The sequence below is a fragment of the Bacillota bacterium genome (assembly GCA_012727955.1).
In the GTDB taxonomy this organism is placed as follows: Bacteria; Bacillota; Limnochordia; order DTU087; family JAAYGB01; genus JAAYGB01.
Genome location: JAAYGB010000008.1, coordinates 117,855 through 130,967 on the forward strand (window position 1 = coordinate 117,855; position 13,113 = coordinate 130,967).

Genomic DNA, 13,113 nt, shown 5'->3' on the forward strand with positions numbered 1-13,113 from the left:
GTTCCCCGTCTGCTGCTTAATGGGAGGAGCTTAGTGCTGCCTCAATCACTCGGCGGGCAATCGGAGCAGCCACAGTCCCCCCGCCGCCCCCATTTTCCACAATCACCGCTACCAAAATCTCTGGATCATAGGCGGGAGCAAACCCGACAAACCAACCATGGGACCGTCCATGGGGATTTTCCGCTGTACCGGTCTTTCCGGCCACCTCTAGGTTAGGAACCGCAGCGGCCTTTCCAGTACCATCCTTAACCACCTTCACCATTGCCTCTCGCACAAAATTAGCCACCTGTCGAGAGATGGGATAGCCAATCATCTTGGGCCGATGAAAATAAACCAAATTGCCGGCGGAATCCCTGATAGCCTTGACCAAAATCGGTTCCGGCAAGCCTCCCTGATTGGCGATCACTGCAGTGATCAAAGCCATTTCCAAGGGAGTAACCAAAAGCTTTCCCTGTCCGATACTCTCCTCGGCTAGCTCTGTAGGGCTCATCTTGTCTGGTGCCAGTCGCCCGGAGCGATAGGGCAACCGCAGATTCAAATCTCGACCAATTCCAAACCCTTCCGCCGCGGAGCGGAGCCCTTCCTCGCCCAGCTTCTGACCGATTTCGACAAAGGCCACATTGGAAGAAACTGCTAAGGCCGAATATAGGTCCAGGTGGCCATAGGCCTTCCCGCCATAGTTTTCAATCTCATGTCCTGAGACGGTAATTTTTCCCTGATCGTTGAAGGTATAACCAAAACCAATGGCACCACTCTCCAGTGCCGCGGCTAAAATCAGGATTTTGAAGGCTGAACCCGGTGGATATAATCCTTGGATCGGGCGGTTTAGGAAGGGACTGTCGGGATGTTCCACCAAGTCTTCCCAGGTCTTGTCCACTTGCCTCAGATCAAAGCCAGGACCGGATACCATCGCCAGAATCTCTCCGGTCTCTGGCGCTAAGGCCACCACCGCTCCGGCTCTGCCACCCAGTGCCGCCTCGGCTGCAGCCTGAATCCCTAAATCGATAGTAGTATACACATCCTGGCCGGGCAAGCTTTCTCCCAAAGCTTCAGCCCGCCACCACCCTCTAAGGGTTTGTTGCTCCTTTGCACCGGAAAGCTCCTGGTTCAGAGATGCCTCCAGACCAGAAAGGCCATACCGGGAAGAAAAGTAACCGATGGTAGGAGCTAGGCCCGGCAAGAGAACCGGATAATCCCTCAGATACACTTCTCCTTCTCTATTACTGCGAGCGATAACTTCTCCACCTCGAGCGTAGATTCCTCCCCTCTGCACCCTCAGTCTATGGGCGGTATGACGGGGATTACCGGGGTTTTCGTTGAGGCGAGGTGCCGCCAAAATCTGCCAATACACAAAGGGCAGCATGATCAGCAGTACGCCACAGGTCATCAGTTTGGCAACCTTTAGGATCACCCTTTTGTTCTTACCCATAAACCATCTCTGCCTTCCGCTCCGGGGAAGCCGTTGACTCTCCATCCAGGGCTGCACTATGGGAAATGTTAGCCAGCAGCCCCACCACTGCGTAGTTGGTAACCAGAGAAGTACCTCCATAACTGACAAAGGGCGTAGTGATTCCCGTCAAGGGAATCAGGCGGGTGATGCCACCTCCAACGAGAATGACTTGCAGCCACAACATTCCCGCTAGACCCACAGCCAACAGACGTCCAAACTCAGATTCCGTGGTTAAGGCAGTGTGGAGACCCTGCCACAGCAGCAATAGGAAGCAACACAACAGGACCAGAATACCCGCCAAACCCCATTCTTCCGCGATAGCCACCAAGATGAAGTCTGTTCCTACGGCCGGCACCACGTGGGCCATGCCACGACCTGGACCTACACCGGTAATTCCCCCCGCTGCGAGGCCGTAAAGGCCCTGGATCAGCTGGTACCCTCTTCCTGTGGGATCGATCCAGGGGTTAATCCAGGTACTAAACCGCACCTTGACATGATCAAAAAATCGGACCGCAGCCCAGCTACCGGCCAGTCCCGCAAGAGCCGCCCATGCCAAGTACCACCAGCTTCCTAAAGCTGTAACCAGCATCAGGACCAGGATGCCAGTAAACAAAATCGCGGCTCCCAAATCCCTCTGGGCCACCAGGGTTAACATCGCTATGGTCCACACCGCCACCGCAGGACCTAAATAGGGAAAAACATTGGCTTCCTTCCGAGAACTCTGGGTCGGTGTAGCACGGGCTTTAGTCAAATCCACCAAAATCCCAGCTAAGAAAACAACCAACAACAGCTTTCCCGGCTCGGAAGGCTGAAACTGCAAACCCCCAATGTTTAGCCAGGCTTTAGCACCACCCACCCGCTCTCCCCACAGGGCCGTTACCACCAGCAATACCAAGGTGCCTACGCCGCAGATATATCTAAGGTGACGCAGCTGTTGCCAAATCTCGCTCAAGGCCAACCCACACCAAAGGGCCAATCCCAAGATCCCAAACAATGTTTGCCTGATAACCAAAGCAGGAGCGACGGACTGCAGGGTCAGTAGTCCAATCCCATTTAAGGCAACAACCAAGGGCAAGAAAGCACCTCCGGCCCGGTACCCAATAATCCGAAAAAAGCCATGGACTGCCAAGGCGCCGGCACAAAGCAACAGGATTGGCCAAGTTGCTGACCACCAGGACTGCCCTGTATTCCATGCCATCAACAGACATCCGGCGCACAGCAGAAGGGTAATCTCACCGAGAAAGACCAGTTCTTTATTCCGCTCCCCGACGGTTATCATCTACCAGCACCATCCCCTTGTCTTCTCCCACCGGCGGCTAATCCAATCCAAAGGCAACTACCGTAATATTATCCTGGCCACCCCGCTCATTGGCTAAGTCAACCAATCGGTCCGCTGCCTCTTGTAGGTCAGGGGACTGATGGATAATCGCAAAAACTTCTGCCGTAGATACCACATCCACGAGACCATCGGTGCACAGCAGGATCACATCCCCTGGGCCAGGCTCCACCGTTGACAGGTCAACCGTCAGATTGGGCTGGGTACCCAAGGCCTTGGTTAGGACGTTTCGGTGGGGATGGCGACGAGCGTCACCTTCAGTGAGACATCCATCTCTGACTAGTTGTCCCACTACTGAGTGATCATTAGTGAGCTGTTTTCCCTCGCCCCGATGACTAACCAAATAGGCCCGAGAGTCACCGACGTGACCAATCAACACCCTCTGGTCGACTACCTTGGCCAATGTCACCGTTGTTCCCATGCCCCTTAGCTGCGGCTTTGCCTGCGCTGCCTGCCAGACGGCCTGGTTAGCCAGGGCAATCGGACGTTCAAGGTCGGCAAGGGAATGTACCAAGTCCCAATCGTAACCCACCAGGGCATCGACGGCAGTCTGACTGGCTATCTCACCGCCGTTGTGGCCTCCCATCCCATCGGCAACAATAAACAAGCCGAGCACCTCATCGAAAAAACCCACGTCTTGATTAACCCGTCTTACTTTTCCGACGTCAGACCTGGCACCAATTCTCATCTAACGCTTGCACTCCCCGTTTAACACCTTAATCTAAGGCTCAATCCCTTGCGACCGATACTCCCGGTAGGAAAACCGTAGGATAGTCTCCCCCACCTTGATCACATCGCCATCAGCTAAAGCTCGTAAAGACCTGACCCTTTCCCCATTGACAAAGGTATGATTGGTACTGCCGGCATCTTCGATATAATAGCGATGATTGCGCCGCAGGATCCTGGCATGAAAGCCCGAAGCAAAGCGATCTCGCAACACCACTTGGTTCTCGGGATCCCGTCCGATTCTGATCTCGTCTCCGATAAACTGGATTCTGCTCTCGGGCCACAGATGGCCGATGCTGCCGGTCTCCTCCTCCAACTCCCCGCCGATGATTTGAGCTTCATCGGCGTCAACTACTTCTTCAAGTTGGCTAAACCCACTACGAACCACCTGGACAATGAACCAAAACATTCCCCCTAGGACCACTAGCTGTCCTAGTTTCTGCCAAATGGGGGGCATTATCCCCACTCCTTTGCTGAAGGAAAGTCAGGACAGTACCGTCACCACCAGCTCCGTCAAACCTATCTTCACCCGGTCACCGGACTGCAACATCCTGCTCTCCACCCTCTGGCCGTTAACTACTGTACCATTGGTACTATCTAAGTCTTCTATAAAATACTGTCCGTCCCGGAAAACCACTCGAGCATGACGTTGCGACACCGTTGGGTCCGCCAAAAAAATGTCCGCGGCCTCATCCCGTCCAATCACGGCTTCGCCAGACACATTATACCTCTGACCGGGATATTTGCCTACCACTACAGTGAAAGTAATCTTAGCGGGTAGCTGGGGTCTTTTCCACCGCTGTGTGGGCTGGTCTTGGTGATCATCCCCCCCGGCCCGAACAGCGGTCCTTTCCTGCCCGATCCGGTACAGCCCAGTAACTGAATCCACCTTCGCCGGTGATTCGTCTTCCCGAGGACCGGAAGGCAATATTGGCTCCGGCTGTATCTTGGGAGTACGGAACCAACGAAAGAATAGCTCTTCCAGCCAAGCCTCTATTCGATGCAACAACCTGGCGATAATAGCTCACCTCCCACAAGCCTCCGACCCATGGCCTCCACTAGTTCAACCTTGGTGACCCACGCAGTTGACCGCAGGCAGCCTCGATATCTGTTCCTCTTTCTTTCCTAATCGTAACCGAGACTCCTTCTTCCTCAAGGTAGCGAGCAAAGCGAACTACACTACCTTCCTTGCTGCGAGAAAATCCGGTACCACCCACCGGGTTGATCGGAATCAAATTGACATGGCAGGCTAGACCTGAGATCAACTGAGCCAGCTGAGCAGCAGACTCTAAGGAATCATTGACACCGGCAATTAGCGTGTACTCAAAGGTGATTCTGCGCCCCGTCTCTTGTACATAACAGCGACAGGCTTCGATTAATTCCGGCAACGGATAAGCCTTGGCTACAGGCATCATCTCCTGCCTGCGTCTTTGATCTGCAGAATGCAGTGAAATCGCCAACACCAGCTGTAAGCGTTCCTTCGCCAGACGATAGATGCCGGGAACGATCCCACAGGTGGATATCGTTATATGCCGCATGCCAATGGCCAAGCCCTGGGGATCGTTGAGCAAAGCGATGGACCCCAGCACCGCATCGTAATTTAGCAACGGCTCACCCATTCCCATATACACAACATTGGTAATTTGGCGTCCCGTTGCAGCCCTAGCCAACAGAACTTGTCCCAGGATTTCCTGGGACGTCAAATTACGGGCAAAACCCAACTGACCGGTAGCACAAAAGGTACACCCCATGGCACAACCAACCTGGGTCGACACGCAGACAGTGGTCCTATTTCCCTCGGGAATTGCCACGGTCTCCACTTGGCTGCCGTCTATAGCCTCAAGAAGCAACTTAACGGTGCCATCCACCGACCCACGTCTAATCACAATTTTCCAAGGCCAAAACCTGAAATCCGACAATTGTTCTCGCAAAGCCCGGGGAAGATTGGTCATCTCCTCCATTCCTGTGGCTTGCCTTTGATAAATCCAATGATAAATTTGCTTGGCTCGAAAGGCCTTGTGTCCTAAGCCCTGGACCAGTTCTTCTAATTCCCCCAGGGACAAACCCGCGATCGCCCCTTGGTAGTCAATGCCAGCCTTGCCAGTGTCCACCATTACCACTCACTCCATGTTACTTGTAGCTTCTGGTTCGTATCGGCTCACCTTGTCCGGTACAGACTAAGGGCAAAGAGAACCCACCGAAAGGAAGATCACCGTGGGTAAAAGGAACAAGGTCCACTTCTTAGCAGCCTACACAGAGTACCTACTGGATCAAGGTATCAAGTCTGAGTACTATTACCTAGGCGATGCCAGTCGCTTCGCCCGATTCCTGTTGGCCAATGCAACGGAAGAAGACTTGAACTCATTCCTATCTATGTCCGCCTCCAAACCCACCTATGAGAAACGCTTACGAAAGACCTTGAAAAAATTCTACCAGTTTGCCGACGAGCACCTCGGTGTCAATACTGAACTAATCAATTTTCTGTGAGTATTTTCCCTCGTGAAGTCCCGATCAAACAAGGGGACAGTCAGACTACCCAAGGGCCTAGTTTGACTGTCACCCCAGCTTGTTCTCCGATCATAAATATCTTCTCAATTAACTAGGAAAAACCTGCGCAGCTAGCCAACCTGTAGAGTCATTGCACCGGACAGCTCCAACTAGACTGCGTTCCAACATACATTTCCACAAACAACAGTTGACAAAGGAAGGGCTGATGCTATATACTTTCTTTTGTCGATGACATTAATAGCTACGGGGTATGGCGCAGTTTGGTAGCGCGCTTCGTTCGGGACGAAGAGGCCCTCGGTTCAAATCCGAGTACCCCGACCAGTGGGAACTGTTACCTAAGGTAACAGTTCCTTTTTTGTTTCCAATAATAAAGACCGATGGTCTACTTACGCAAGTAAATCGTCGGCCTTTGTTATTTCACAGGCAACCTACCAGGCTCAATTGGCCACTAATTGAAAGCGCATTCGATCCACCAGTTTTGCAATAATGAGGGAATTGGTGGGGAATTTGCCCTTGGCGGTAGAGCCGGTGAGTTCCTGCAGGTATTCTCTGTTACCGTGCTCCCATGCCGCGATCACGGCATTTCTGATGGCAGCCTCCACTCCACCGGCGGTGGTCTTGTACTTCTCCGCAAGCTTCGGGTACAATTCCTTAGTCAGTGAACCGCCTAGGAGAGTGTTGTCCTGCACTAATAACAGCACAGCATCCCGCAGGTAGTTGTAGCCTTTAAAATGGGCAGGAATACCCATATTATGTAATAGTCTTGTCACAGCGATCTCACAATCCTGCTCCGAGGGAGGATTGTGTACCCCAGGCCAAGTCGGTTCCTGTTTCTCCAAACTTCGGTATGATTGGCTCGTTCGATAGGATTGATGAGTTGAGGTCGAGGACCGCTGTGTGCCCGAGGAGCCATCATCGGCGAATTGGCGAATTCTCTCCGCCAGGACCTCCATATCGAAGGGTTTGACAATAAAATAATCGACATCTAGCTCAGTGAAACGACGAATGATATCCTCCCTGCCAAAGGCCGTCAGCACGATGATCCGAGGCCTTTTTTCCAAATTTAGAGTGTCTAATTTCTCCAACACCCCGATACCATCTAGATGCGGCATTGTCACATCTAAGATCACCACATCGGGCTGGTGGGCTTCAATCATCACCAGAGTCTCTTCGCCGTCGGGAGCGATGCCGACAACAGTCATTCCTGCAACTTCTACTAGAAACTGTCTTAAAGTGTTACATAAACCCAGATCATTGTCCGCTATCAGTATTTTTAGCACAAACTCACCTCCTTGCAGCATGCACCTAATATCTGGCAAGTCGCAATTCTGTGCGACTTTTGATACTGTATAGGCCTTTTCCCTCTTTAGTCAGAAATTCCTTCTCTCTTAGGTAAATTTACCAAAATTCCCATTATAAATAAAAGCGCCCAGCAGAATCTGGGCGCTTTTGCTTAGCTGTCTATAGATCTTTGAATCCTATCCTAAACCACCGCCATACCACTGATTAATCGTCTCTGGCTCCCCGTAACAGCAAGAGGCGCACTAACTGTAGCGCCGCCATTGCCACAGCGGCAACATAGGTCAAGGCCGCGGCATTCAAGACCCGGCGGGCCTGAGGAACCTCTGAACTGGTAAGAATGCCAGTGCTGCTAAGCAGCTGAATGGCACGGTAACTGGCATTGAACTCTACCGGCAAAGTAACCACCTGAAAGGCCAAAGCTGCGATAAAGAACCAGATCCCTATGTTCATTAAAGTAGTACTGGCAAAGATTAGTCCGATAAAAAACAAAGGAAAGGCCATCTGAGAACCAATACTGGCAATGGGAAACAGGTTATTGCGAATCCCCAAGGGCACATAGTTCTGGGCGTGCTGGATGGCGTGGCCAGTTTCATGGGCTGCTACCCCCAGGGCTGCCAAGGAAGTGCTTTGGTAAACTTCCTGGGAAAGGCGCATCACACGACTTCTGGGATCATAGTGGTCCGTCAAACGACCACCGACCAACTCCACGGGTACATCGTGAAGCCCATGGCGATCCAGCAAGGTACGAGCAACCTGTGCCCCCGTTAACCCTGACATGGAGCGAACCCGGGAGTACCTCTGAAAAGTACTTTGCACCTTACTTTGGGCATAAAGGGCTAGAATGATGCCCGGAATCAGTAACAGGAACGTAGGATCAAAATAGAATGGGAAAAACATCTTCTCTCCTCCTTCTCATCTCTCCCTGTGAGTTCTCTCTAAAAACAATTATATACTAAGTGCCCAGAAAACTCCCTACAAATTTGTCACCGAGCACTTACGCTTTCCCGGTGATATTTATCACTGGGTACCTTGTCGGCTAAACGAAGAATCGCCTGCTCCACTAGTTCCAGATTCACCGTTGTGTTATAGCAGGGCCCGTTGGGGCGCTCATTGGTAACGCCGATCACCAAGAGAGGGCGGGTATCCTGCAATCCGCTGACCAAATCCCGCTCACAGGCAATGGCCACCACCGCTCTGGGTCTTATATCTTTCAACAACTTGCGGGCAAGGGTCCCTCCCGTGGCGATAGCAACATGGACACCATATCGATCCTTCAAGTCCAGCAGCTTACCTACCCTACACTTACCGCAACGGACACAGTTGGTAACATCTACGGTAACCTTCCGAGGACAATCGGCCCATTGCATGCAAATTGGGGCCAAGAGCAAAATCTTGTCGGGAGACACCTGCACCGGCAACCGCTCTGCCAACCGATTGTGCAGCTGAACAAAGGACCCTCGGATACTATCCCTGTCCACAGCCAATAGTCTCCCTAATGCCACCGCCGGCCGATAGAGTAGGTATAACGCACCACTGGCTATTTTGTACAAGGTGCCCGAAAAGCTGCCTCTACGACTCAAGAGATAGACAACCGCGATCAATCCAACAAAGGCGATGAGGGCTAATACCGCAAAGGCAACGAAGAGCGAACCCACAAACAGCTGCTCCCACCGCAAGTCCTGGACCATAACCAAGAGGCTGAGAGCCCCTAAAGTGACCAGGCCCAGACCTACTCCAGCCATAAGCTTTAGGTAGAGTTTCTCACTACTGCCATTCATTATCGACTTTATGAACCTCCGTTTGCAATGGTTTCTGCCCAACCCTACTTATGGGAGACGCTCTGCCCTAAATCTTTGTCCCGGCTCTAGGCGATACCCGTTAGCAAAGTCCACTCCCGACATCTTACTCCGATTTTCCGGTTGCACCGTCACCAGTCTCACAGATCCAGGGGCGGCCGCTACCTCTACTCCACCGTTGTCAACCTTGACGATGGTCCCCTTCTCCACCTCGCCTAGCTCGTCCCCATCATCAGCAACCTCTACCTGCAGAATCTTCACCATCGTATCTCCCAGGTAGGAGAAGGCCCCGGGCCAGGGCTGCATACCCCGGACGAAATCACGGATCCGGTTGGCAGGTTGATTCCAATCAATGAGTCCATCTTCCTTGCGAAGCATTGAAACATAATTTGCCTCATCATGATCCTGAGGCCTGGCGGTAACGGTGCCATCGGCCAAGCCCGCCAAGGTTCGAATCAGCAAATCGGCGCCAAGGACTGCCAACTTGTCATGGAGAGTTCCGGCGGTGTCCTCGCCGGTGATCTCCACCGTTTCCTGCAGCAAAATATCTCCGGTATCCCACCCTTCATCCATCAGCATGGTGGTTACCCCAGTTTCTTTGTTTCCATCGATGATAGCCCAGTGAATGGGCGATGCCCCTCGATACTTGGGAAGCAAAGAACCATGGACATTGATGCAACCGTAAGGGGGAAGGGATAGAATCGAAGGTGGGATCTTCTGCCCGAAAGCAACCACTACAATAACCTCCGGTGCCAGAGCTTTCAGCTCTTCCACTACCGCTGGGTCAGCCACCCGCTGTGGCTGTAGCACCGGAATATTGTGGGAAACAGCTAACCTTTTCACCGGCGATTGCCGTACAGACTGACCACGACCGGCGGGACGATCTGGCTGGGTGACTACCCCGACTACTTCGTGGTGCTCCATCAATGCCTGTAACGACGGCACCGCAAAATCCGGTGTTCCCATAAATACAGCCCGCATTACCTCACTCCCCTTCGGAATCCTCTTCAACTTTCACTTCAACTAATTTATCGATAAATAGAACTCCATCTAGATGATCAATCTCGTGTTGGAAAATTCTGGCGGGATATCCCGAGACCCGATAGCGTACCGGCTTGCCATCTTCTTGCCACCCCGAGACGACAATTTCCGTAGCCCGCTGGACATATCCGCGCTTACCGGGGATGCTCAAACACCCCTCTACGTCAATATCCTGGTCCTGGCTCATCTCATCGATGACGGGGTTGAACAAGGCGACAATCTCATCGCCGGTGTCCACCACAATGATCCGCTCGGAAATACCAATTTGGGGAGCAGCCAGTCCAATTCCTTCCGCGGCGTGCATAGTCTGGATCATGTCCTTGATCAATTTCCGATGCCTCTTGGTGATCTTAGCAACGGGTTTCGCCACTTGGCGCAGAATTGGATCGCCATCCTCACGAATTTCTAGTACAGCCAAATATTGCATCTCCTCTCCAAACTTAGCTAGCAAACCTAGCCAGTATTACAGTAAAGATATCGGATCTATATCAACGGATACCCGGAGGTTCTCCTCCCTATCGTATGCCCCATTATTGACCATGTCAAACAAATCCTCTAGCTCTGGGCGCCGGGGATGCTTCACCAGCACATGCCATCGGTAACGTCCCTTAAGCTTCGACAAAGGCGCTGGAGCCGGGCCTAAAATCTCGACCCCTTCCCCCAGACCACCTTGCACCCATCCCCGACAGCGCTGGGCGATCTCCTCCGCTCGCTGCATCGTCAGCCTTTCATCGGGACCACTGACCAAGACCCTCCCCAACAGGGTAAAGGGAGGATAGTTCAGTCGCTCCCTAAACTCCAGCTCTTGGCGAACAAACAGCTCATAGTCATGGCCTTCAGCCGCGATAATGCTGTAGTGATCCGGTGTGTAGGTTTGTATCACCACTTCTCCGGGAACACCTCCCCGACCAGCCCTTCCCGCGACCTGAGTGAGCAGCTGAAAGGTTCTTTCGCCGGCACGAAAATCCGGCAGGTTCAAGGCAGTGTCCGCCGTCACCACACCGACCAAACTGACTCCCGGAAAATCTAAACCCTTGGCAATCATTTGTGTCCCGACAAGAAAGTCCGCTTGCCTGCGCTCAAACTGACCCAAGATCCGCTCATGGGCTCCCTTAGTGCGAGTGGTATCTACGTCCATGCGCAGGATTCGAGCCTGGGGAAATTCCTTGGCCAATTCCGCGGTGACTCGTTCCGTCCCCGCGCCAAAGGGCCGCAGATACTTGCCACCACACTCTGGGCAATGGCTCGGAAGCAGCTCATGATGACCACAATAATGACATACAACGGAGTTTTCCAGGTGATGCAAGGTCAAAGAGACCCGGCAATTGGGACAACCCAGTACCGCGCCGCACTCACGACACAAAACAAAAGAAGCGAAGCCCCGCCGGTTAAGCAGCAGAATCCCTTGATTGCCCTCTTCAAGGCAGGCCTCGAGAGCTGAGCGCAACCTAGCGCTAAACATGCTGCGATTCCCTTGCTTCATCTCCTCTCGCATGTCAACAATCTCAACGGGAGGAAGCTGCCGACCATCAAATCGCTCTCTCATCTCCAGCAGGGTATAGGCTCCCTGTTGACTGTGCCAATAGGATTCGACGCTAGGGGTGGCACTGCCCAAAACCACCGTAGCTCCTGTGATCTGAGCCCGAAATATTGCTACATCCCGGGCGTGATAGCGAGGACTTTCCTCCTGTTTGTAGGAGGTTTCATGTTCTTCATCGATAACAATAACCCCTAGATCGGTAAGGGGTGCGAAAACAGCCGACCGCGCGCCCACCACCACCCGCACCCGTTGATTGCGAATTCGTCGCCATTCATCGTATCGCTCCCCCAAGGAAAGCCTGCTGTGCAGGACAGCCACATCGGTCCCAAAGCGTTCCTTGAAGCGCCGTACTGTCTGTGGGGTCAAGGAGATCTCCGGTACCAAACAAATAGCTGTCTTCCTTTGTTGGAGCGCCCTTTCAATCAAGCGCAGATACACCTCGGTCTTGCCACTGCCGGTGACACCGTGTAAGAGGAAGGTCTGTCCCTTGCTCTGATCCAAACTGGCAAAGAGTTCCTCCAAAGCCCGTTGCTGCCAGGGGTTGGGAGTGACTTCCGGTGGACGGTGAAAGTGACGATGGCTGTAAGGGTCTCGCCTTTCCTCCTGGGGAGTGACTTTCACCAGGCCTTTATTCTTCAAGGCCGTTACCGTAGCATGGGTGGTTTCTGCCCGTCGGGCCAATTCCGTCGGTGAATACCGGCCATCGTTGGTGGCCAGAACCCGCATCACTTGGGCCTGCTTGGGAGCCTTTACTGCCAGCTGGGCAATCACCCCTTCTACATCATCCACCCCATCGGCCAACCAGCAGCGATTAACCAATTTCGGCTTCACCTTAGGGTCAAGCCAAAGATAGTCCCAGCGTACCAGATCCCGCTGGAGCAATTCAGCAATGGCCGGACCTTGGTTGACCAACTCTGAATGGACAATCCCATCGGGATGCTCCTTGAGATACTCCAGCAGCTGGTTTGCCCCATCGGCGATATCCTTGGGAATGTCGCCGGCGGCAGCGGCGTCGGTGAGCCTGAGTGCTCTTACCGCGGTAATATGAATGCCGGCAGGCACCATCGCCCTGATCCCATCGATCAACAAGCACTGATATCGCTGCGCCATCCAGCGAGCAAGCTCCACTTGCTCCGGAGTGAGCAGAGGCTTTGCGTCAACCAGACCATGAATTTCTCTAGTTGCCGACACCCCTGGTTCTGGAGGAAAGCCAACGACATAACCGGTCACCCTTCGCCTTCCAAAGGGAACAAACACCCGGTGACCCAGCTGAATCGAATCCACCAAGGCCTCAGGTATCTCGTAATCGAAGGGGCGATTCACCCTCCGATTGGTAACGTCAACAACTACCGACGCATATTGCTTTCTCGGCCTCATAGTAACACCGTCTTTACTTCCACATTCCTCAACTCTC

The 13,113-nt window shown here is 53.0% G+C and carries 13 protein-coding genes and 1 tRNA gene; 2 read left to right on the forward strand and 12 right to left on the reverse strand.

Features of this window, described 5'->3' with window-relative positions; genetic code table 11:
* Positions 1 to 16: 16 nt before the first annotated feature.
* Genes GX030_02615 through rlmN form a run of 6 tightly spaced genes read right to left on the reverse strand, consistent with a single transcriptional unit; the run spans position 17 to position 5,626 of the window.
* Positions 17 to 1,429, reverse strand: a complete 1,413-nt coding sequence (locus GX030_02615) for a hypothetical protein (GenBank protein NLV91274.1) — start codon at positions 1,427 to 1,429, stop codon at positions 17 to 19.
* Positions 1,422 to 2,729: an FtsW/RodA/SpoVE family cell cycle protein gene (locus tag GX030_02620; protein ID NLV91275.1), complete on the reverse strand. Its 1,308-nt coding sequence runs from the start codon at positions 2,727 to 2,729 to the stop codon at positions 1,422 to 1,424. Before GX030_02620 ends, GX030_02615 begins: the two co-directional genes overlap by 8 nt.
* Before the next feature lie 37 nt (positions 2,730 to 2,766).
* On the reverse strand, positions 2,767 to 3,474 hold the full coding sequence (locus GX030_02625) for a Stp1/IreP family PP2C-type Ser/Thr phosphatase (GenBank protein ID NLV91276.1): 708 nt from the start codon (positions 3,472 to 3,474) through the stop codon (positions 2,767 to 2,769).
* A 33-nt stretch (positions 3,475 to 3,507) separates the two neighbouring features.
* On the reverse strand, positions 3,508 to 3,969 hold the full coding sequence (locus GX030_02630) for an FHA domain-containing protein (protein NLV91277.1): 462 nt from the start codon (positions 3,967 to 3,969) through the stop codon (positions 3,508 to 3,510).
* A 27-nt stretch (positions 3,970 to 3,996) separates the two neighbouring features.
* Positions 3,997 to 4,518, reverse strand: a complete 522-nt coding sequence (locus tag GX030_02635) for an FHA domain-containing protein (GenBank protein ID NLV91278.1) — start codon at positions 4,516 to 4,518, stop codon at positions 3,997 to 3,999.
* 52 nt (positions 4,519 to 4,570) lie between these two features.
* On the reverse strand, positions 4,571 to 5,626 hold the full coding sequence (gene rlmN / locus GX030_02640; protein ID NLV91279.1) for a 23S rRNA (adenine(2503)-C(2))-methyltransferase RlmN: 1,056 nt from the start codon (positions 5,624 to 5,626) through the stop codon (positions 4,571 to 4,573).
* A gap of 100 nt (positions 5,627 to 5,726) precedes the next feature.
* Between rlmN and GX030_02645 the strand changes: the two genes are divergently transcribed.
* Positions 5,727 to 5,999: a hypothetical protein gene (locus GX030_02645; protein NLV91280.1), complete on the forward strand. Its 273-nt coding sequence runs from the start codon at positions 5,727 to 5,729 to the stop codon at positions 5,997 to 5,999.
* A gap of 265 nt (positions 6,000 to 6,264) precedes the next feature.
* Positions 6,265 to 6,341 (forward strand) — tRNA-Pro (locus GX030_02650).
* 116 nt (positions 6,342 to 6,457) lie between these two features.
* Here the strand turns inward: GX030_02650 and spo0A are convergent.
* The 6 genes from spo0A to priA form a co-directional block, all read right to left on the reverse strand.
* On the reverse strand, positions 6,458 to 7,321 hold the full coding sequence (spo0A, locus tag GX030_02655; GenBank protein NLV91281.1) for a sporulation transcription factor Spo0A: 864 nt from the start codon (positions 7,319 to 7,321) through the stop codon (positions 6,458 to 6,460).
* A 205-nt stretch (positions 7,322 to 7,526) separates the two neighbouring features.
* Positions 7,527 to 8,219 (reverse strand): zinc metallopeptidase, encoded by a 693-nt coding sequence (locus tag GX030_02660; GenBank protein ID NLV91282.1) that lies wholly within the window; start codon positions 8,217 to 8,219, stop codon positions 7,527 to 7,529.
* An 86-nt stretch (positions 8,220 to 8,305) separates the two neighbouring features.
* Positions 8,306 to 9,100, reverse strand: a complete 795-nt coding sequence (locus GX030_02665; GenBank protein ID NLV91283.1) for a DUF116 domain-containing protein — start codon at positions 9,098 to 9,100, stop codon at positions 8,306 to 8,308.
* A 48-nt stretch (positions 9,101 to 9,148) separates the two neighbouring features.
* On the reverse strand, positions 9,149 to 10,099 hold the full coding sequence (locus GX030_02670) for a methionyl-tRNA formyltransferase (GenBank protein NLV91284.1): 951 nt from the start codon (positions 10,097 to 10,099) through the stop codon (positions 9,149 to 9,151).
* A gap of 4 nt (positions 10,100 to 10,103) precedes the next feature.
* The gene (gene def / locus GX030_02675) at positions 10,104 to 10,577 is read right to left on the reverse strand and encodes a peptide deformylase (protein NLV91285.1); all 474 of its coding nucleotides are present in this window, start codon (positions 10,575 to 10,577) and stop codon (positions 10,104 to 10,106) included.
* A 45-nt stretch (positions 10,578 to 10,622) separates the two neighbouring features.
* The gene (priA, locus tag GX030_02680; protein ID NLV91286.1) at positions 10,623 to 13,076 is read right to left on the reverse strand and encodes a primosomal protein N'; all 2,454 of its coding nucleotides are present in this window, start codon (positions 13,074 to 13,076) and stop codon (positions 10,623 to 10,625) included.
* Positions 13,077 to 13,113 lie beyond the last annotated feature (37 nt).